The organism is Shewanella sp. SM71 (genome assembly GCF_025653905.1).
In the GTDB taxonomy this organism is placed as follows: domain Bacteria; phylum Pseudomonadota; class Gammaproteobacteria; order Enterobacterales; family Shewanellaceae; genus Shewanella; species Shewanella oncorhynchi.
Window position 1 is genome coordinate 93,612 of sequence record NZ_JAKKRW010000020.1, and the last position, 20,708, is coordinate 114,319.

General features: G+C 48.5%; 16 protein-coding genes, 1 tRNA gene and 1 pseudogene. 4 read left to right on the forward strand and 14 right to left on the reverse strand.

Annotated features, from left to right (window positions below; translation table 11 throughout):
- Positions 1 to 83 precede the first annotated feature (83 nt).
- Positions 84 to 920, reverse strand: coding sequence for a formate dehydrogenase accessory sulfurtransferase FdhD (fdhD, locus tag L5L97_RS18110; protein WP_113941247.1), 837 nt, complete (start codon positions 918 to 920; stop codon positions 84 to 86).
- A 141-nt stretch (positions 921 to 1,061) separates the two neighbouring features.
- On the opposite strand from fdhD, the gene L5L97_RS18115 reads away from it, so the two are divergent.
- A tRNA-Sec gene (locus L5L97_RS18115) sits at positions 1,062 to 1,156 on the forward strand.
- 69 nt (positions 1,157 to 1,225) lie between these two features.
- On the opposite strand, the pseudogene selB reads toward L5L97_RS18115, so the two are convergent.
- From selB to hutC, 9 genes and pseudogenes are all read right to left on the reverse strand, one after another.
- A pseudogene (selB, locus tag L5L97_RS22985) lies at positions 1,226 to 3,073 on the reverse strand (selenocysteine-specific translation elongation factor); the annotation flags it as partial.
- Positions 3,070 to 4,491: an L-seryl-tRNA(Sec) selenium transferase gene (gene selA, locus L5L97_RS18120; protein ID WP_263183226.1), complete on the reverse strand. Its 1,422-nt coding sequence runs from the start codon at positions 4,489 to 4,491 to the stop codon at positions 3,070 to 3,072. The gene selA and the pseudogene selB, both read right to left, overlap by 4 nt.
- A 96-nt stretch (positions 4,492 to 4,587) precedes the next feature.
- The gene (gene fdhE, locus L5L97_RS18125) at positions 4,588 to 5,493 is read right to left on the reverse strand and encodes a formate dehydrogenase accessory protein FdhE (RefSeq protein ID WP_263142236.1); all 906 of its coding nucleotides are present in this window, start codon (positions 5,491 to 5,493) and stop codon (positions 4,588 to 4,590) included.
- Positions 5,493 to 6,134: a formate dehydrogenase subunit gamma gene (locus L5L97_RS18130; RefSeq protein WP_011982054.1), complete on the reverse strand. Its 642-nt coding sequence runs from the start codon at positions 6,132 to 6,134 to the stop codon at positions 5,493 to 5,495. Before L5L97_RS18130 ends, fdhE begins: the two co-directional genes overlap by 1 nt.
- Positions 6,131 to 7,042, reverse strand: a complete 912-nt coding sequence (gene fdxH / locus L5L97_RS18135) for a formate dehydrogenase subunit beta (protein ID WP_317629542.1) — start codon at positions 7,040 to 7,042, stop codon at positions 6,131 to 6,133. Before fdxH ends, L5L97_RS18130 begins: the two co-directional genes overlap by 4 nt.
- Positions 7,043 to 7,044: 2 nt before the next feature.
- Positions 7,045 to 10,059 carry a formate dehydrogenase-N subunit alpha gene (gene fdnG / locus L5L97_RS18140; protein WP_173496974.1) on the reverse strand — a complete coding sequence of 1,005 codons (3,015 nt, stop codon included), beginning with the start codon at positions 10,057 to 10,059 and terminating at the stop codon, positions 7,045 to 7,047.
- A gap of 675 nt (positions 10,060 to 10,734) precedes the next feature.
- Entirely contained in the window at positions 10,735 to 12,276 is a 1,542-nt protein-coding gene (gene hutH, locus L5L97_RS18145) for a histidine ammonia-lyase (RefSeq protein ID WP_212600828.1), read from the reverse strand.
- A gap of 54 nt (positions 12,277 to 12,330) precedes the next feature.
- Positions 12,331 to 13,998, reverse strand: a complete 1,668-nt coding sequence (gene hutU, locus L5L97_RS18150; protein ID WP_263183228.1) for a urocanate hydratase — start codon at positions 13,996 to 13,998, stop codon at positions 12,331 to 12,333.
- 155 nt (positions 13,999 to 14,153) lie between these two features.
- Positions 14,154 to 14,861 carry a histidine utilization repressor gene (gene hutC, locus L5L97_RS18155; protein WP_263147157.1) on the reverse strand — a complete coding sequence of 236 codons (708 nt, stop codon included), beginning with the start codon at positions 14,859 to 14,861 and terminating at the stop codon, positions 14,154 to 14,156.
- A gap of 173 nt (positions 14,862 to 15,034) precedes the next feature.
- Between hutC and hutI the strand changes: the two genes are divergently transcribed.
- On the forward strand, positions 15,035 to 16,261 hold the full coding sequence (hutI, locus tag L5L97_RS18160) for an imidazolonepropionase (protein ID WP_263183230.1): 1,227 nt from the start codon (positions 15,035 to 15,037) through the stop codon (positions 16,259 to 16,261).
- 97 nt (positions 16,262 to 16,358) lie between these two features.
- Here the strand turns inward: hutI and L5L97_RS18165 are convergent, their stop codons facing one another.
- The 4 genes from L5L97_RS18165 to L5L97_RS18180 all read right to left on the reverse strand — a co-directional run bounded on the left by L5L97_RS18165 (position 16,359) and on the right by L5L97_RS18180 (position 19,133).
- The gene (locus L5L97_RS18165) at positions 16,359 to 17,111 is read right to left on the reverse strand and encodes a siderophore-interacting protein (RefSeq protein ID WP_263183232.1); all 753 of its coding nucleotides are present in this window, start codon (positions 17,109 to 17,111) and stop codon (positions 16,359 to 16,361) included.
- On the reverse strand, positions 17,104 to 17,664 hold the full coding sequence (locus L5L97_RS18170) for a MarR family winged helix-turn-helix transcriptional regulator (RefSeq protein WP_263183235.1): 561 nt from the start codon (positions 17,662 to 17,664) through the stop codon (positions 17,104 to 17,106). Before L5L97_RS18170 ends, L5L97_RS18165 begins: the two co-directional genes overlap by 8 nt.
- Positions 17,665 to 18,098: 434 nt before the next feature.
- Positions 18,099 to 18,551: a hypothetical protein gene (locus tag L5L97_RS18175; protein ID WP_212600832.1), complete on the reverse strand. Its 453-nt coding sequence runs from the start codon at positions 18,549 to 18,551 to the stop codon at positions 18,099 to 18,101.
- Positions 18,552 to 18,683: 132 nt separating this feature from the next.
- Positions 18,684 to 19,133, reverse strand: coding sequence for a hypothetical protein (locus L5L97_RS18180; RefSeq protein WP_212600833.1), 450 nt, complete (start codon positions 19,131 to 19,133; stop codon positions 18,684 to 18,686).
- Positions 19,134 to 19,813: 680 nt separating this feature from the next.
- Here L5L97_RS18180 and L5L97_RS18185 point away from each other — a divergent pair.
- A complete protein-coding gene (locus tag L5L97_RS18185) occupies positions 19,814 to 20,431 on the forward strand; it encodes an FMN-binding negative transcriptional regulator (protein ID WP_263183237.1) in 618 nt (205 codons plus the stop codon).
- 118 nt (positions 20,432 to 20,549) lie between these two features.
- Positions 20,550 to 20,708 (forward strand): transposase (locus L5L97_RS18190; RefSeq protein ID WP_263180559.1); only part of this gene is annotated, 159 nt, incomplete at its 3' end.

The following is a 20,708-nucleotide window of genomic DNA, read 5'->3' on the forward strand; positions in this document are numbered from 1 at the left end:
AAAAATAAGCGCAATACGCTTATAACCTGTGTGCCAGAATGATTGAAGTCGTTCGACAACCTCAATCTCAAGTGGCCTCACGCTTAAATGGCTTTAGCTAAGCTGACACACTGCTGCCCCAACAGGCGATAACCGTGGGTGTAAAGCGTTGCCCTGCCATTACGGCAAAAACCGATAAGCGTGATATTGCTTTTCTCTGCTAATTCCAACGCCAGTGAAGTCACGGCGGACATAGCAAACAGAATTTGGATATTGGCACTAGCGGCCTTTTGCACCATCTCAAAACTCGCGCGACTGGTGAGCAATACGGCCACTGGACGTTCCACATTGTGAGCGGAAAAGGCGCCAATTAGCTTGTCTAGTGCGATATGCCTGCCTATATCCTCATAGGCGGCGATGATCTGTCCTTGATGGTTAAGCCCCATGGCCGCATGAGTGGCGCCCGTCAGCTTAAAATGTTGTTGATTATCTTGAATTTGCCCAAGTGCAACCTGTAAGTGTTCGATATCGAATCTGGCATCTGAGTCCACCCGCATCACAGGCTTGACGGCCTCTTCGAGCTGGGCAACACCGCACAATCCACAACCTGTGCGCCCCGCCATATTGCGCCTTTGTTGCTTGAGTTCCATAAAGCATCGTTGGTTGATTTCCACTTGGATCAACACGCCTTCACTGGTGAACTCGAGCTCCACCCCTTTGATATCATTGATATGGGAAACGATACGTTCAGATAACGTAAAACCAATAGCGAAGGCTTCTAAATCTTGAGGGCTCGCCAACATCACGGTATGCGCTATGCCGTTATAGACCAGTGCGACCCGCACTTCATTAGCTAAGTAGTCTGTCAGCTCAGATGCGTGCCCATGTTCTAACAAGATCACGTTTCTTTCTGTCACCACTTCATGTGAATGATATTCCATAGCGCCCCTTTAAAACTATAAAACCAAATAAAAACAATTAGTTTGATGACAATTTAAGACTTGTATCACAAACCCATAAACTAAATAAGAATCGCCTTGAATCATCTTTACGCATTTTCTACTATCCCTAGGTCTTCTATTGGAAGAACGTCGTCTCCGGTGAGGCGTCCGGATTTCAAATCCGGGTAGGGCTGCCAGCAGTCCTGGGTAGGTTCGACTCCTATGTTCTTCCGCCAATTCTCATGGGAAAAAAACAACTCCGCATCCCGAACTTCTCGGCTATTACTGCGATACTTCCTACGGGTAAAACCACTTCTGTCAAAGAACTCAAGCAGTTGAATACTCACCTTACGCCCAAGCCCAACCATATCTTTAAATTCTGCCGTTTCGAGCTTGCCGTGTTCTGCAATATGAGTACGCACTAAGCTGGCGTAGTAACAGATTTGCTCGCTGAGCAAATATCTGTCCTTCACCACAGCAGTAATAAATCCCTGCTGCACCAGCTGGAAACACAGCAGCCTTAATTTGGCAGGTTCTAGCGCAAGGTATTCGCCCATTTCGGTGACCCATACAGGGGCTGTTTGCTGTGCCAGCCAAGGCGCAAGCGCCTGCCAACAATGCTGCGCCTCAGCATCTAGCACTATTTTGTGTTCAGCGAGCTGCAACAAGGCACCACGCAGCACCATGCGACCTTCTTGGCAAAGCGTATCGAGCACTTTATTGGCTAATTCGGGCGGCAAAGCGCTATGGCTCATGCGTTGCAGGCGATTACATCCAAGCCCAAGTTGGTCAGGATGCTGTTGATGGAACTCGTGAAGTAAAGTAATAAACTGTTGTTTTTCTTGCTCAAGTAAACTTGTCGCTATAGCAAATGCCCCAAAACGGACTAAACCCGCTTGGGCTAACAGCATAGCCAGCCCTTCGTCAGTTAATTGCCAACGCCACGCGATTTCATCAAGCTCTAGCGCCTGAGTTTGGCCGAGTAAAGCCACCACATGGGCAGGATTATCCAAGCGTGCTAATTGCAGTAATCTCGCGACTCGTTCAGGCGTACGTTTCTTACGATTAGGGACTTTCAGCGCCAACACTCGCCCCGCACCTAAAGTCTGTTTGCCCCCAATGTGTCGCAGGACAATTCGATCGTCTTGGCATAGGAGTAGCGGCTTTTCGAGTACCAACTCCGCCAGACAGAAGCCTTCTTCATCAGCTTCATTTAACAGGGAAACTCGACCTAAAGTATGATCAGCGCCATGGTGACAGTGGACATTTTGCCAATGCACCAATGACTCACTGCCTAAAAAATCGAAGGCTCGAATGTGCACAACGGGGCGGCTACAGAGCTCGGCTTGAGGCAAACTGCTCAGCCAATCGCCACGCTCTGGCTCCCTATGGTTATCGACACCCGTTAAATTGAGTGCTACGCGTGTACCCGTAACAGCCCTTTGGGCTTCTTGTCCCTGACAATGTATGCCTCGCACTCTGAGTTTGGCCTTTTGCCCTGAGCTAAAAAGACTATCCCCCACACATACGCTGCCGCTGATCACTGTGCCAGTTACGACACAACCCGCACCTTTAACACTAAAGGCGCGATCGAGCGTCATCCTAAAGCTGCTGGCATCCTCCGCCCGCTTTGACTCTTGCTCACCTAAATCAAGAATATGCGCCTTCAGCGCCGCCACACCATTGGATGCTAAGTCGGCGGTGCCATTCGCCGACACTTCAAAAACACCACTGGCCTCAATGCCATACTCGGCGAGCAAAGTGAGTCCATCGGCGACAAGCTGTGCCGCCGTGCCACTATCAACTAAATCCCGCTTAGTTAGCACTAAGGTCAAACTGTGCAAAGGTAAGAGCGCAAGAATTTGCAGATGCTGACGGGTTTGCGGCATTACGCCATCGTCACAGGCCATCACCAACAGGGCGTGTCGAGCATGACTCACGCCCACCAGCATGTTGTTGATAAATTTTTCGTGGCCGGGCACATCAATAAAAGCAAGCCGCGAACCATCTCGAAGTGGCATAAACGCATAGCCAAGATCGATCGTCATACCACGGCGTTTTTCCTCCGGCAGACGATCGGTATTCATCCCAGTCAAAGCGCGAATAAGCGTACTCTTGCCATGATCGACATGACCCGCAGTCACAATGATCACAACTGCACACCTAACGTACTCAACTCGGCGAGGAGTTCAGCTTCACTATCAAGACCGCGCAGATCTAACCTGAGTTGGTCCTGACTCATGCGGCCTATGATAGGCCGTGCCGCCTGCTTAAAATGTTGCTCTAATAGGCTTAAACTGCCACCATTGAGTGCGGTAAAACACAGCGCCACTGAGGGTAAAAAAGTATCGGGCTGCGAGCCACTGCCGACCTGTGTTTGGCACTCGACTAACTCAATGCGATAACAAGGTTCAAAGTGTGGAACCAAAGCTTGCTGTAAGCGACGACCAATCTGCCATAACGCCTCTTGGCTACGGGCAAATTTCGCCATAATAGGCAGCTCAATGTCTAAGGTTTCAGGGTTAAGATAGTGGATCAATGTCGCTTCTAACGCCGCCAAAATCAGCTTATCGCAACGCAGGGCGCGCTTTAGTGGATGACTCTGTAACTTCTTAATCAGCGACTGTTTGCCAACGATCAAACCAGACTGAGGGCCACCCAATAGTTTATCGCCGGAAAAACTGACTAGATCGACTCCATCGGCTAGCATGGCTTGGGGCGTAGGTTCTTGCTTTAGACCAAAGCGGCGCAGATCAGTCAGTGAACCGCTGCCAAGATCTGAAATGAGTGATATGCCACGCTCACGGCATAACTGACCCAGCCTTGCCTCCTCCACTGCGGCAGTAAAACCACTAATATGATAATTACTGGTGTGGACCTTCATTATCGCAGCGGTATTTTCAGTAATGGCCTGCTCATAATCCTTAAGGTGAGTCCGATTGGTGCTGCCGACCTCGACTAAGGTGCAGCCCGCTTGGCGCATAATGTCAGGGATGCGAAACGCGCCGCCAATTTCCACCAACTCACCACGGGAGACTATGACTTCTTTCCCCGCAGCCACCGCTGACAGCATCAACAACACAGCTGCGGCATTGTTATTCACGACACAACAAGCCTCGGCACCCGTTAAGCGCTGGATTAAAGCACTGATCGCATTATCCCTGTGACCACGTTCACCTACCGCAAGCTCAAACTCCAGCGGTGTGGGGTAGCGCATAACAGAAGTCACGGCTCGAATTGCCGCTTCTGACTGCTGCGCTCGGCCAAGGTTGGTATGCAATATGGTGCCAGTGAGATTCCACACGGGTTTTAAGCTGTGGCTGTAATCGTTAGACAGTTGATCAACCAAACATCTGTGCAATTGCGCAAGCTCGCCACACCATGTCGGCAAACAGTGCTCGCGGCCGATTAAGCTGCGCGCCGCCTTTAACTGGGTATCCAGTGCGGCCTTTACTGCCGCTTTGCCGTAGGACTGCTGCAATACCACAAAACTAGGCTCTGCAAGTAGGCTATCCATTGAAGGCAAAGCTCGGTACAGAACTTGTAGTGTTTCAGGTGCTTGGGTCATCATCTGTGTCATTTTGTTTATATTATTGCCATTGGTTTATAAAAAGCAGGAAGGGATCAGCAACCCGACTCCCTCCCGCATTTGTTTAAGCTATGTGGCTTACGTGGTTTCGTGGGCCAGTAGCAGTGGGTTCAGTGTTGTTGCACCAAAGCCCTTAGCATTTAGCTCACTGTCTAACATCAAGGTCGCGAGATCGTCTGCCGCCACATCCATAGAAGGTGACTTCTCGACGAACATCATCTTGGTATAGCCATGACATTCATCGCAGCTTTCGATCCGCACTTGAGCCTTGGCATCATCTAGCGACCAAATCGTCATCTCTTTGTCCTGACCGCAACTGGTGCAATGGGCGCGAATGTAATGCCATTCGCTCTCGCACAGACTGCAATGTAGATAGCGCAAACCAGCTCGAGGCTGATCGACAATCACACTCGCCACCGGATGACATCCACACACGGGACACATACTCTGCTGCGCCACCTTGCGCTGATCCATCCGCTTGATGACCATAGGTGCCCAATGCGACCAATAAACGCCCATCGCCGCCCAGATGAATAAGCTAAAACGGGCAGGCACTTCACTGACATGCCCTTGGCGTAGTGAACGCCCCCACGAACTCAGTTGCTCAGGTGATTGCTGCATCAACAAACGCACTACCCGAGCTATGGATTCATCCACCTGCGGCAACAAATCACTTAACAGTTGCTGTAGCAGTCCTTGCCAATAGCTATCTGCCTCTGAGCCCAAAAGGGAAAGCGGAGTCGCCTCATCTTTCCCCCAAGCGAGAAGCTGACCGAAGTCAGCCTCCTGCACTAACCTGGCCTGTATAGAGACCAAACGGCGACATAGCTCAAAGTAGTCAGCCAGCGGCGAGTCCTTGGCCAATGACAGCAAACGCTGCGCCCTTCTGTGATACACAGCTTGGGGATCTGCCGCTTTTAACGGTTTAAGTTCCAGCGGCGATTCGCTGCCTTGGGCCAGAGGTATCTCGGCTGTATGACTCATTAATGTTTCTCCACGTCCGAATGTTCATCCAACATCACAGGGTGATGTTTGCGGCACCAAGCCTTAGAGACTTTGCCGTAAAGCATGCCTGTAACCGACCCTTCCACCCATGTCGCCATCCAGAAATGCACCATCACAAAAATCAACATGATGAGCGCACAAATGGCGTGCAACAGAATGGCCCAACCCACCACAGTGGCTGAGAAATAGGGCGCAAAGTAAGGCTGCCACATGATGATTCCCGTCACCGTTAAAGTGATAGATGTCAGCACGAAGGCGCGAAACAATACCTTTTGCCCAGGGTTGTAATGGCCGATAGGCGGGATTTTCTCCTCGTTCTCGAACATCACATCCTTAATGGCGAGCATCCAAGCGAGGTCGTGCTTTTCCCATTTGTTGTGTTTGTAGTAACGCACCAACATCAACATCAGCGGTAAGCACATCATCAAGCCCGCAATGGGATGAATAAACTTCGCCAATTGCGGTGTGCCCGCTATCGCCCCAAGCCATTGAAACGATGGATAGAAGAAGGAAAAGCCAGTGAGAAATGTCACTAGGCCAACCGCCACAATGAACCAATGACAGATGCGATCGAACAGCTTGTGACGCACTATCATTTCTTGCTTATCATGCTTGCTCATTTGTCGGCCCCCTCTTCCTGCTTAGCCTCTTCCTCTGGCGGTTGATAACACGGTTGGTCTTCTTCGACTATGTTGCGACCGACGGTGATCTTATGCAGACAAGCGACGGCGGCAGTGGCAAGAATGCCCATAGTGCCTAAAGGTTTGACCCAGTCCTGCCACAGAGTGAGTGACAGAGGGATCTGCGGGTTATCAGGCATGTTGTAGCTTTCTGGCTGATTGATATCGTGTAATATCATCATCATACCCGTGCCACCTACGCCCTCAGGGTTATAAAGTCCTGCCTTAGCAAAGCCCTTTTCCTTCAGTTCTTCGACCCGTTTTTGCGAGTAGAACAACATGTCCTCACGGGTGCCAAAACGCAGCGCCCCTGTGGTACAGGACTTAACGCAGGAAGGTTCCAATCCCACAGCCAAACGGTCAGAGCACATAGTGCACTTGTAGGCCTTGTTATCCTTAGGATCGATTTTGGGCACATCAAAGGGACAAGCACTGGCGCAATAACCGCAGCCGATACATTTGTCCGAATCGAAGTCCACCACACCATTGGCGTGCTGGATAATCGCGCCCGAGGTCGAACAGGCCGTTAAGCAGGCAGGGTCAGCACAGTGCATACAGGCCGAGTGGGTAAATTGCCAACGCAGCTTGTTGCTTTCCATAACCTCATGGAATTCCATCAGGGTCCAACATTGGCCTGATAGCGACATAGGGTTTTGGTAACTGCCTTGGAAGGTGCCCACCTCTTCCCGTAAATCATTCCACTCAGAACACGCCACTTGGCAGGCTTTACAGCCATTACACTTAGTGGCGTCGAACAGCTTAGCGACCTTTTCTGACGAATTACGCCCCTTTGCCGCAGGCGTCACCGCTGAAGTACCGGAGCGGCGGATAATGTCTTGTGATGCCATAATCAGATCCCCTCCGCTTTAGTGATGTTAACCAAAAATGCTTTGAACTCAGGCACCTGTGTATTTGCATCCCCCACTTCCGTGGTGAGTACGTTACAGGAGTAACTCTTACGAGTGAGTGCATTATGGCTGCCGTGACGGGGTAACCCGACGGTATGGACTAACTGGCCATTTACCTTTAACGGCTGTAGCCGTTTAGTCACTAAAGCTTTGGTTTCAATGCTGCCGCGTTTAGAGCTGACAGTGACCCAATCCCCATTGGCGATACCTTTTTCTGCCGCTAACATTTCATCGATTTCGACGAAGGTTTCAGGCATAGAAATCGCAGCTAAACGAGCATGCGTAGACCAGAAGTTAAAGTGTTCAGTTACACAGTAAGTAGTTGCCACATAAGGGAAGTCCTTATGGGAACCTAAGGTTTCCTTCACACCCGGTAACATACGTACCGCAGGGTTACTGGTGACCTTGTGTAACGGGTTCAACCCAATAGGCGACTCCATCGGCTCGTAGTGCTCAGGGAACGGACCTTCGGCCAATAGTTTAAGGGCGAAGAAACGACCCACACCTTCGGGTTGCATGATGAAGGGGCCAGCGGATTCCTGTGGTGTTAACTTCATATTGAAGTCGCCCACATCGATACCGTGCCACTTACCGTCAACCCACTCGACGATAGTGCGTTTTGGATCCCAAGGTTTGCCGTTGATATCGCAAGAAGCGCGGTTATACAGCACACGACGGTTTGCTGGCCAAGCAAATGCCCAACCCGGAGTAACACCTTTACCGGAAGGATCATGGTTGTCACGGCGAGCCATCAAGTTGCCTTCTTCGGTCCAAGAACCCGCATAAATCCAACAGGCGCTGGCGGTACTACCATCAGCTTTCAGTTCAGCAAAACTACTGAGCTGACGTTGAGTCACGAGATCCTTACCGTTAAGCTCGCGAGCGATTTCTTCAGCGTGCGGTGAGTGAGGATTGTGGTAATTCCAGCTCATCGCGTGCACTGGCTCAGGCAGCTTACCGCCCTCTTGTTTGTACAGTTCACGCATTGCCATTAAGACGCCAGAGAGAATCTCAGCATCTGGCTTGGCTTCACCCGGCGGGTTAGCTCCCTTCCAATGCCACTGCATCCAACGGCCAGAGTTGACGATGGAACCTTCTTCCTCGGCAAAACACGTCGTAGGTAAACGGAACACTTCCGTCATGATTTCAGCGGGATTGACTTCATTGAAGCCATCGGCATTTTGCCAGAAGGTTGCAGTTTCCGTTGCCAAGGCATCCAACACCACCATGTATTTAAGATTACTCAAGGCTTTGAGTACCTTATTACGGTTTGGCATAGAGTTAATGGCGTTAACACCTTGGATAATGTAGCCATTCACTTCGCCGTGGAAAGCCATATCTAAGTGTTTAGTAAAGTCGTACTGCTTGTCCCATTTCGGCAACCAGTCATAACCAAAGTCATTTTCAACCGTAGCGTTATCGCCCCAAAAGCTCTTCATTTGCGAAACAAAGAATTTAGGGTAATTTTGCCAATAGTTGGTTTGACCCGGACGCAGAGCGACAGGGGTATAGTTGTGGAGATAGGTTTTAAGATTAATGTCTTTTTCGTTCGGTAACTTGAGGTAACCGGGCAAGCTTTGACACAATAAACCCATATCGGTCGCGCCTTGCACGTTCGAGTGTCCACGCAGAGCGTTAACACCACCGCCCAACACCCCAATGTTACCCAGCAGCAACTGCACCATGGCCATAGAGCGAATGTTCTGCGCCCCTTTACTGTGGTGAGTCCAACCTAAGGCATACATAAAGGTCGCGGCTCTATCGTGGGTATGAGTGCTACCAATTTGTTGGCAAACGATCTCATAGTCCGCAATCGGCGTACCGGTAATATTGCTTACTGTTTCAAAGTCATAGCGTTCTACATGTTGCTTCATTAAGTTCCACACACAGCGTGGATGTTCGAAGCTAGGATCGATTTTCGCGTAACCCTGTTCGTCTAACTCGTAGTACCAAGACTCTTTATTGTAGCTATCTGTTTCTTCATCGAAACCGCTGAACAGACCTTCACTAAAAGAGAAGTCTTCGCGCACTATGTAACTGGCATTGGTATAAGCCTTCACATAGTCGTAGTTCACTTGTTTAGTTTCAATAAGATAGCGGATCACCCCGAGCAGGAAGGCGATATCTGTGCCCGAGCGGATCGGCGCATAGTAATCGGCCACAGCGGCGCTACGGGTGAAGCGAGGATCGACCACCAAAAGTTTAGCGTTGTTATGTTGCATAGCTTCTGTAACCCAGCCGAATCCGACAGGGTGAGCCTCTGCAGCATTACCGCCCATAATAATGATCAAATTAGAGTTTTTAATATCGATCCAGTGGTTGGTCATGGCACCACGTCCAAATGTCGGAGCAAGACTTGCTACCGTTGGAGAGTGTCAGTTACGCGCAATAGTATCGATTGCAACTAGGCCCAGTGCCCGTGCAAATTTCTGGGTGATATAGCCGCCTTCATTCGGCATCGCCGACGAGGTCATCATCCCAGTGCTAAGCCAACGGTTAACCGTCATCCCAGCAGAATTCTTTTCAATCAAGTTAGCATCACGGTCATTCTTCATCAGACGGGCGATGCGTTGGTAAGCTTCAGTCCAGCTGATACGAGTCCATTCATTACTGCCTGGCGCACGGTACTCAGGATATTTAAGACGATTAGGGCTGTTCACATAATCCACTAGACCAGCACCCTTAGGACACAAGGCCCCGCGGTTGACTGGATGGTCTGCATCCCCTTCGATATGGAAAATACTTTGTTCGGCGTTTTTGCCGTTACTTCCTTTGCTGTACATCAGCAATCCGCAACCCACTGAGCAATAGCAGCAGTTATTGCGGGTTTCTTTCGCGCTAATGAGTTTGAATTCTCGAACGGCCGCATAGGCCTTTTCGGACATCAATCCCAACGCTGAAATTGCTGAGGTGGCAGCTCCGGCAGCACACAGTCTAAAAAACTGGCGTCTGTTCATTGCGTCCTCTCACACTCTTGTCGTTATGAGTCTAGTGGTTGCTGTGGTAAAAATGGCAACCGATTGAGTGAGTCCTACTAAAGACCACACTTAATTTAAGATTATCCCCAAAGAAGAAATAGATAACAAATAATGACATGAGATCAAGATCCCAAATAAACAACCACAGAACTTAACTCCAAAAAACATTTCAAATAAAGCACCAAAAACCAACAAATGATAATAAAAGCACAATTTAAGGAATTAAAAACCAATAAACCACAAAAGACAATTTGTCCAACATGACAACCCCATATTGTCCCACACCATAGGGTTATGGTTATTAAAAATTATTATATGCATTCAAATATGCATAATGATGGCGGATAAAAACACAAAGGTAACGGTTTATAGAGGGATAGACAGCCACAAAAACTGACAATGTAAAGATTAGGGCAAAAAGTGCAGAGTCTGCGGTGTTAAACACACCAAAATGGCAAAGACAAAGATCGAGGAAAAGCAGATAAAAACCAAAGAAAAAGGCACAAGCAATCTGCCTGCACCTTAAATTTTGCCTTTTAACGCTTATTTTTAGCACATTGAGGCGCAAAATCTGGGCGCGATAACAAAAGCGCCTCAGTGCAGCCTATTCCCGCGGAGTAAACACCTGTTCAGCCATTAAACTAAAACAAACGCCTAAAAGCTGGCTAGCGTTCCTGCTGGCAGATAAGTGTTAAAGCTCGCTGTATACAACAAATCTGTCGCGGCTTCGATATCTGGCGCGAAGTATCTGTCTTTATCGTAATAAGCGACGACTTCACGTAATTCGGCTTTAGCCTTAGCCACTGCAGCACTTGGGGCTAAAGGCGCGCGGAAATCTAAACCCTGCGCCGCCGCTAACAATTCAATTGCCAGTACACCACGGGTATTTTCGCTCATATCGCGCAAGCGGCGGGCCGCAAAGGTCGCCATAGAAACATGGTCTTCTTGGTTTGCCGATGTTGGCAAGCTGTCAACTGATGCCGGATGAGCGTAGGTTTTGTTCTCAGACGCCAATGCCGCCGCCGTCACTTGGGCGATCATAAAGCCCGAGTTCACCCCGCCATTTTTCACAAGGAAAGGGGGCAATTTCGACAGGCTAGAATCGATTAGCAGTGCAATACGACGCTCGGCAATGGAGCCCAGTTCGGCAATCGCAATCGCCAAATTATCCGCCGCCATAGCCACGGGTTCGGCGTGGAAGTTACCGCCCGAAATGATATCGCCGGTGTCTTGGAACACCAGTGGATTATCAGTTACGCCATTGGCCTCAGTGCCTAACACCTCGGCCGCGTGACGAATTTGGGTCAAACAAGCCCCCAGCACCTGTGGCTGACAGCGCAGTGAGTAAGGATCTTGCACCTTTTCACAGTTAGCATGACTTAAGCTTATCTCAGACTCTTCACCCAGTAGATGACGGAAGACCATGGCCGAATCGATTTGACCTTTCTGACCACGCGCCGCATGGATGCGAGGATCAAACGGGCTACGGCTGCCCATAGCAGCTTCGACGCTCATGGCACCGATCACTGAACTTGCTGCGAACAAGTCTTCGGCGTGGAACAACCCTTCCAGCGCCAGCGCAGTCGACGCTTGAGTGCCGTTCAACAGGGCCAGCCCTTCTTTGGCCGCTAAATCGATTGGCTTGAGACCAGCGATTTCTAAACCTTCGGCGGCAGAAATTAACTCGCCTCGATAGCTCATTTCGCCTTCACCCAGCATAGGCAAACACATGTGCGCCAGTGGCGCTAAGTCACCCGAGGCGCCAACAGAGCCTTTTTCTGGCACGCAGGGATACACTTCGGCGTTCACTAAACTGATTAAGAAGTTAATCACTTCTAAACGAATGCCCGAGAAGCCACGGCTTAATGAATTGATTTTTAACACCATCATCAAACGTACTGTGGCGTCTTGCATGTATTGGCCCGTACCTGCGGCGTGCGACAACACGATTGAGCGTTGCAGCAATTGCAGATCTTCGGGCGCTATCTTGGTATTGGCCAACAAGCCAAAACCCGTGTTGATGCCGTAAACGGTACGGCCTTCATCCAGCACTTTTTGCACGATTTGCGCACTGGTGTTGATGTCGGTAATGGCCTCTGGCGCGAGTTCGAGTGTCAGCTTATGGCGGCTGATTTCGCGTAATTGCGCTAGGCTCAAGCTACCCGGCGTTAACACTAAGTGATTCACAGATTTCATATTTTTAGCTCCAAGCTTTTAGTTATTATTGTTATTTTAAGAAGTTAGCATCGGCTACTCTTGCATAGGTAAGTCGAGGCCTTGCTCTTTGGCGCAGTTTTTCGCAATCTCGTAGCCCGCATCGGCATGGCGCATCACGCCTGTCGCTGGGTCATTCCACAGCACACGGCCAACACGTTTGGCCGCCGCATCTGTGCCGTCACACACAATCACCACACCCGAATGTTGGCTAAAGCCCATGCCGACACCACCACCGTGGTGCAAAGACACCCAAGTTGCGCCGCTAGCGGTGTTGAGTAATGCATTCAATAATGGCCAATCGGATACCGCATCTGAGCCGTCCAGCATAGATTCGGTTTCGCGGTTCGGGCTGGCAACAGAGCCAGAATCTAAGTGATCGCGGCCAATCACCACGGGCGCCGACAACTCGCCATTTTTGACCATTTCATTAAAGGCTAACGCTAAACGGGCGCGATCTTTTAAGCCGACCCAGCAGATACGCGCAGGCAAACCTTGGAAGGCGATGCGCTCGCGTGCCATGTCTAACCAATTGTGCAGGTGTGGATTATCCGGAATAAGCTCTTTCACTTTAGCGTCGGTTTTATAGATATCTTCTGGATCGCCAGACAGTGCTACCCAGCGGAACGGGCCAATGCCTTCACAGAACAGCGGACGAATGTATGCAGGCACAAAGCCTGGGAAATCAAAGGCGTTTTCAACGCCCACTTCAAACGCCATTTGGCGAATGTTGTTGCCGTAATCGAGCGTTGCTGCGCCGGCAGTTTGCAAATCGAGCATGGCTTGTACTTGCACCGCCATCGAGGCTTTTGCCGCCTTAACCACAGCAGCTTCGTCGGTTTTACGCATAGCTGCGGCCTCTGCCATAGTCCAACCCTGCGGCAGATAACCGTTTAATGGATCGTGGGCCGAGGTTTGGTCGGTTACGACATCAGGAGTAACGCCGCGCTTAACCAGTTCGGCAAACACATCGGCGGCATTTGCCAGTAAGCCAACGGATACTGGCTTGCCAGCTTGGTTTGCCGCTTCAATCATCGCCAATGCTTCATCGAGCGAAGTGGCTTTCTTGTCGACATAGCGGGTGCGCAAACGGAAATCGATGCGGGTCTCGTCGACTTCACAGGCTAACACCGAGAAGCCCGCCATAGTGCCCGCCAGCGTTTGCGCGCCGCCCATGCCACCTAGCCCGCCAGTGAGGATCCATTTGCCTTTGGAGATACCCTCAAAGTGCTGTTTCGCTACAGAAACGAAAGTCTCGTAGGTGCCTTGAACTATGCCTTGAGTACCAATGTAGATCCACGAACCTGCGGTCATCTGGCCGTACATGGCCAAACCTAGCTTATCTAACTCGTTGAAATGTTCCCAGTTAGCCCAATGTGGCACTAGGTTTGAGTTAGCAATCAGCACGCGCGGTGCATCAGCATGGGTGCGAAATACGCCCACAGGTTTGCCCGATTGCACTAATAAGGTTTCGTCGTCTTCGAGGCGTTGTAAGACTTCGATGATTTTGTCATAACAATCCCAGTCGCGGGCGGCGCGGCCAATACCGCCGTAGACGACTAAGTCTTCTGGGCGCTCGGCGACATCGGGATGTAAGTTGTTCATTAACATGCGCATTGGCGCTTCTGTGAGCCAACTCTTACAGCTTAATTGCGTGCCATGCGGTGCAATAATACGGCGGCTTGGGTCGTGTCGCTTGTCCATTGAATTTTCCTCTTTCAACCTGTGGTGCTAACTCGTATTCGCTAAGTCGCTAATACGGGTTAGCACTATTGTTTTTATTGTGTTTTTATCTTTTAACTTATAAGCGTACAGCTATCAAAGTTACTGATTTACACCTGTTAATCACGCCACTGGCGTTACTTGCTAAAGGTTAAGTGGCCGCCGAGTTTAAAGCGGCTACCTGGGTGAACTAATTTTGCGAAACTCACGACGCCTTGGCGTGACCAAGTGCGGCGTAAAATCTGTAAACAGGGCTCAGTGGCGGGGATTTCGAGCCTTTGCTGTAATGCTTCACTGGCGATAATCGCTTCAATCGTGTGATGCGCCTCGGTCAGCGGTGCCACTTGGGACAAATATTCGTGGGGTGTCTGCTGGGTAAAATCCTGCAATAAATAATCGGGTACCAGCTCAGGATTCACATAACGCTCTTCAACTTGCAACGGTAAGCCCTGCTCGCAATGCACTAAGATCGAATGGAAGACTGTCGCACCGTGCTCAAGCCCAAGGGAAATTGCGATACTCGTACTCGCCACGACTTGTTCTAACACCCATTGCTGCACGCTATAGCCGTGGCCGCGGTCTTTTATCTCATCGGCAATATTGCGGATCGCCAACATAGACGACTGGGATTTACACCCTGCGACGAAGGTGCCTAGCCCTTGAGAACGCTCAAGCACACCGCTATCCGTCAGTTCGGTTAACGCACGTCGCGCCGTCATTCGGCTGCAGGTAAACAAATCGGCAAGCTGATTCTCAGAAGGCACGCGAGCATGTTCTTCCCACTCACCCGACTCGATAGAGGAGATAATGTATTGCTTAATTTCTGCAAACTTAGGAGTAGCCAAAACATTTCCTCAATATAAAGCGCTAGAATCTAGGTACTATTCACTCTTTCAAACGTTCAAAATTGCGGCTACAATCCTAGCTTGTATATACAAGTAAATACAAGCTAGCTCACATAAATTTAATAAACCGTTAATCACTTGGTTAACATCTGCCAGCACAGCGAGGGGAATACATGTCTTGGGATCAGGTTTGGATAGACGTTAACTTAGCCACAATGGACCCTTCCGTATCAGCACCTTATGGTGCGATCACCAACGCGGCCATCGCAGTAAAAGATGGTAAAATTGCTTGGCTTGGCCCCCGCAGCGAACTGCCCGCCTTCGATGTTTTGTCAATTCCCGTTTACAGGGGCAAAGGCGGTTGGATCACCCCAGGATTAATTGACGCCCACACCCACTTAATCTTTGCCGGTAATCGCGCCAATGAATTTGAGTTACGCCTACAGGGCGCCAGTTACGAAGAAATTGCTCGTGCAGGTGGCGGCATTATTTCGACCGTTAAGGCCTGCCGCGAAGCTGATGAAGCAGAATTATTTGAACTCGGCCGCCAGCGCTTAAACGCGCTCGCCAAAGAAGGAGTTACTACGGTTGAGATCAAATCGGGTTACGGCTTAGATACTGAAACTGAATTGAAAATCCTGCGTGTCGCCCGCGAGCTCGGCAAACATCACCACGTAGATGTGAAGACCACATTCCTTGGCGCCCATGCAATTCCGCCTGAGTATAAAGACAATAGCGACGGCTATGTCGACTTAATTATCAATAAGATGCTACCCGCAGTGATCGCCGAAAATCTTGCCGATGCAGTGGATGTGTTCTGCGAGAATATCGCCTTTAACCTTGAGCAAACTGAACGGGTGCTCAGCGCAGCCAAAGCGGCGGGCTTAGAGATTAAGCTCCATGCCGAGCAGTTAACCAATATGGGTGGCAGTGCACTGGCCGCACGTCTTGGTGCTAAGTCTGTAGATCATATCGAATATTTAGATGAGGCAGGCGTTAAAGCCTTAAGTGAAAGCGGCACCTGCGCCGTACTGCTGCCAGGCGCGTTTTACTTTTTGCGGGAAACCCAAAAACCACCTATCGATTTATTGCGCCAATACGGCGTACCTATGGTACTCGCCAGCGATTTCAACCCAGGTTCATCCCCCATTTGCTCAACCCTGTTGATGCTGAATATGGGCTGCACCTTGTTCCGTTTAACGCCAGAAGAAGCCCTAACAGGACTCACCTTAAATGCCGCCAAAGCACTTGGGATTGAAGATAATGTCGGCAGTTTAGTCGTTGGCAAACAGGCCGATTTTTGTCTGTGGGATATCGCCACGCCTGCGCAGTTGGCCTATTCCTACGGCGTCAATCCCTGCAAAGATGTGGTGAAGAATGGCAAGCTAGTTCACCAGTAACCTAAGTGCATCAATAATAGGTGCATCAGCAGCAAAAACGGCATAAGCGAAAGGTTAGATAAGGTCGCTAAATCAAACTTGGCGACCTTATCTTGATTTAAACACTGGCCCCATTTTCTAACTGTTCATCTTCTTGTTTTACCAGCTTATGCTCACCTTCGTTACAACCTATTTTCCAATAGCTCGAGGTATAAAAATGACTCTTAGGCAATGCATGCGCTTGCTTAAAGTGTCTTCTTAACGCGCGCATGCTATTAAATTCACAGGCAATCCATACGGCGGGCTCGCCAGCAAGCCAAGGTAATTGGGCAATTCGCTCGATCAAAGGGCGACCTTCGGGATCGGCCTCAGGATTGATCACCCAATGCAGCTCCACGTGTTCAGGATGTACGAGAGGCTGAATGTCAGCCTCGCTTAGCACTTCAATCACAGCGTAACCCACGGCATTGTTTGGTAATTTTGCCAGATTCACGCTAATGGCGGGTAAAGCTGTCATATCACCTGCGAGTAAAAACCAATCCGCCTCAAAATTGATCAGTTTTTTAAGCCCGGGTCCACCAATTTGAATGAGTTCGCCCACCTGCGCCGTTTTCGCCCAACTCGATGCGGGGCCGTCGGTATCGTGCAGCACAAAATCCACATCGATTTCATCATCGCGTTGCTGACGGATAGTGTAAGTTCGCATTAATGGACGCTCACCCGCTTGTGGGAATAACAACTTGATATAGGCACTCTCTTGATCGACAGGAAATCCAGCCAATCCCGCACCGCCTAAGGTGATGCGTAACATATGCGGAGTGATATAAGTCGCGCGGATCACTTCTAGCTCACGTGGTGCAGGTTTATTCATTATGATTTTCTCCTATGGCGTGTTCTCCCGTTAAGCGCAACTCAATGGCTCCGTTTCCAGCCGTATCTTTTGGCTTACTAGATGGTCTTTTTTGAGTAAGGCAATCAGTTTCACTTTTGGCGGCAGCGGCATCATCCACACTTTTACTGATCCTATTGGCAAGTTTAATAAAAGTATCAACTTCGTCTGAACTGAGCGCCTGCGTCATGCGCGCCACGGTTTTACGTTCTGAGGCATTGATCTGAGTCATGATCTTTTCCCCCTCAGCCGTGGGTCGCAGTAACTGGCTGCGGCCATCCTTAGGGTTATCGATTTTAGTGATCAACCCGCTCTGCTGTAGCTCATTAAGAACACGGGTAATTTGTGCTTTATCCCGCTGCATACGCAGGGCGATAGACTGGGCTGTCGATTCAGGATTGCGACACACGCCCTTCAAGGCTCGGATATGAGTGACAGGTAAATCAATCTCTTGTGCAGCAATATCACTACGCAATTGCTTTTTGTAGGCATGCACTAATCTGTGCAAAGTTTCACTGAGTGACAATGACGACATAGAAGGCTCTCGATATAGCTGACTGTATCAACAATATCGAGATTAGTTGATTGTGTCAACTAAGTAACCCTGTACTGAGTGTGCGGCAATGTGCAAATAATCAGAAAATGATTAAGCACTGGCTTTCCAGTGACGCGCCATAAACTCATCCTTGAGGGCTCGACCGTGACATCCCTGTCACGAACGGTCCCTTACATGCCAGTGCTTAATCTCATCAACTCCCGCGCATATAAACGATCTAATTTAGCCATTAGCCTTATGCAATTTACGTTACAGGAAACTGCGCCACCATCACAAACTCGTTATGTTGATAATGTGCCGTCATGAAGTGAGCTTGAATCAGTTCTTAAGAGATTTGATTCATTTTAGGGTAAAAAAATGCCCTCCAATACCCGATAACAGGGCTTAAGGGCATGTTTTAGCGGAGTGATGAATCAGTCTGGGGTAGAGTGATTCACTGGCTCATTTTTGGAGCCAAATACATCGTATGCTGTTATTGCCGCAGCACCGACAGCTACTACTACCGCGAATATTGAAGCTATAAGCGTGTGTTTATAGCGTTGATGTTCAGCTTTTAGATTGGCTACGGCTGACGCCAAAACAGGAAACTGTATACAATGACGTTGTTTATCTACTTCAAACTCAAACAACTTAACCTCAACACCTTTGGATTGTTGATATTTGTATACATTAGCTAAGTGATAATACAATCGACCAAATACTAATTCTGGGTCGGCATGCAACTTCCCTGCAATGAACTTGCAGTCTATAGGCACATATACTTTCCCAGCTCTAATTGTTTTATCTGAATCATACAATGCGAACTCTGATTTATAGTGGTTATAAATACATTCAAGCAACTCTAAATCAGTTGGATTTTTATACACTTACAACTCTCCTCAAAAAACATAACGCCTTGCTCACAGGCGAGTAAGTTGGTGCTGTTTTTGCTGCCTTTTCTTTTAGCAAAAACCACGACAACTGTATCGAGTCCGCGTGCAGCAACTTGTTATACGCTTTTAAGTATTCAAAAAAAATTCCATTTTTTGGCTTAGTTCTTTAATTGCAGGACCAAACCAATTTGCAGCTTCCGTGGCATCTTTAGCTAACAAATCCATTACTTCGATATTATCTACCAAATCATCACGGTTCTTTTTTACTGCATTTATTTTAAATGATTTTTCATGCATCTCATCTAATAATGAATATATTGATGGTTCCGTTGAAAAAAGAAACTTTGCAGCTTCCTTTTTTTCAATGAACTCTCTTACAAGCTCCTTTGATGCACCAGAGCCTGTTAGTTCTTGGTAAAACGTCAAAGAAACTGAATAGACTTCAAATCTTTTATTGTATAAATCCAGCTTTAATTTATTTCTATTTGTTTCCAATTGCTGGTATGCAATATAAGCCAGAAATCCTGCCATTAATGTCGATATCACAAAGTCTTTGATTAAAATTAGTTCATCCATAGTGTCCCCCTTAAAGTTAGCGACAAAGTTCAATTAGCGTATAACGTCTTAGTATTTATGCGCTGCGCTGTTTACCTCATTAGACCAGTAAAAACGCGTATTGTTAACTAATTGTATTATAAATAAATTATCATATTTCTATCCAATAGACCATCTGGAAAAATGCGCAAACAAATGAGCTTAAAAACACTCAAAAGCATCTACATTTAAATACAACTGTACCCATACATTGTTAGTCGATCTCTGGTAAGGCCAAACATAGGCAAATAGATAAGAATTTGTATGGCAGCAGGAGTGGGAATTTTCGGTTGAGCTAACGAGCCGAAACACGGAATGGGGCACCCGAAGCCAGCGCAAAATGGCTGTGTTTTCGCGTGTGAACCAGACTAGGCAAGTCTGATTCACGGATTTTAACGAGGCTAGATGTATACGCAGGTCTTAACTAGATTAAGCACTCGCATGGATGTGACCGTCCGTGGCATGGATGCCACGTTCGAGCATACACGGATGTACTTGCTGCGAGTCACAGTAATGCGAGTGTTTAATCTCCGAGTCCGAGTTTAAGCCCCTACGATTTTGATTTTAATAAGCCACAAACTAACACTCTAAATCCCCTATCGACTCCCGACTTTTTCCTTGTAATATAATGCTTTCACTCATGTTGAAACCCAAGGATGACAATGTATACCCCTAAGAATATGGCGATGACAGATCTGCAGGCCATTACAGGTTTTATCACACAAAACAGCTTTGGTTTACTGGTTTCGTGTTCACTGAATGCAACTCATATTCCCTTTGTACTCGATGCAACAGCGGGAGAGAAAGGCGTGTTGTACGGCCATGTTTCGCGAGCGAACCCACATTGGCAAGAGCTTGAAAAACAGCGGGTATTAGTGGTTTTCAGTGGTGCACACGCTTACATTTCCCCAACTTGGTATGACGCTAAACCTGCAGTGCCTACATGGAATTATGCGGCGGTGCATTGTTATGGTGTCGCAAGCCTGCTGAGTGATGCCGAAACCCAAGATATGTTGGACACATTAGTGGCGAAGTACGAGCCCAAGCTATTACAAGATAAACAAATTATGCCAGATGAGTATCAGCAAAAGCTGCACCAAGCCATAGTCGGCTTTAAGATTGTGATTGATGAGATTCAAGCAAAGGAAAAGCTCGGTCAGCATAGATCTATGAGCGATCAACAGGGCGTGTTCAGCGGCTTAAGTGCCAGCCCCCATGCCGATGCGACACAATTAGCCCACTATATGAATCAACGAGATATTGGCAAAGGCAATGGCTGAGCCCATGCAGCTAAACCAATACTTTGATTAGGGTCTGTTGATCTTTCGAGAGTGATTTTTAGACAGCATGGCAAGACGTTATAATTTGCTTCGCCAAAAGTAACCATAACCTCAAGCCATGCCAAGACTTATGCTAACCGATGCACGCTGGGAAAAGCTATTTCATTTAATGAAAAGCACAGGCCGTGTTTATGACAAACCTGAACATAGACAAACATTCGAAGGTATTCTTTACCGCCTTAGAACAGGTATCCCTTGGCGAGATTTACCTAAAGAG

Excerpts from the sequence above, each read along its gene's own strand:
- fdhD (WP_113941247.1), bottom strand. The coding sequence starts at position 920 with ATGGAATATCATTCACATGAAGTGGTGACAGAAAGAAACGTGATCTTG.
- selA (WP_263183226.1), bottom strand. The coding sequence starts at position 4,491 with ATGATGACCCAAGCACCTGAAACACTACAAGTTCTGTACCGAGCTTTG.
- fdhE (WP_263142236.1), bottom strand. The coding sequence starts at position 5,493 with ATGAGTCATACAGCCGAGATACCTCTGGCCCAAGGCAGCGAATCGCCG.
- L5L97_RS18130 (WP_011982054.1), bottom strand. The coding sequence starts at position 6,134 with ATGAGCAAGCATGATAAGCAAGAAATGATAGTGCGTCACAAGCTGTTC.
- fdxH (WP_317629542.1), bottom strand. The coding sequence starts at position 7,042 with ATGGCATCACAAGACATTATCCGCCGCTCCGGTACTTCAGCGGTGACG.
- hutH (WP_212600828.1), bottom strand. The coding sequence starts at position 12,276 with ATGAAATCTGTGAATCACTTAGTGTTAACGCCGGGTAGCTTGAGCCTA.
- hutU (WP_263183228.1), bottom strand. The coding sequence starts at position 13,998 with ATGGACAAGCGACACGACCCAAGCCGCCGTATTATTGCACCGCATGGC.
- hutI (WP_263183230.1), top strand. The coding sequence starts at position 15,035 with ATGTCTTGGGATCAGGTTTGGATAGACGTTAACTTAGCCACAATGGAC.
- L5L97_RS18165 (WP_263183232.1), bottom strand. The coding sequence starts at position 17,111 with ATGAATAAACCTGCACCACGTGAGCTAGAAGTGATCCGCGCGACTTAT.
- L5L97_RS18170 (WP_263183235.1), bottom strand. The coding sequence starts at position 17,664 with ATGTCGTCATTGTCACTCAGTGAAACTTTGCACAGATTAGTGCATGCC.
- L5L97_RS18180 (WP_212600833.1), bottom strand. The coding sequence starts at position 19,133 with ATGGATGAACTAATTTTAATCAAAGACTTTGTGATATCGACATTAATG.
- L5L97_RS18185 (WP_263183237.1), top strand. The coding sequence starts at position 19,814 with ATGTATACCCCTAAGAATATGGCGATGACAGATCTGCAGGCCATTACA.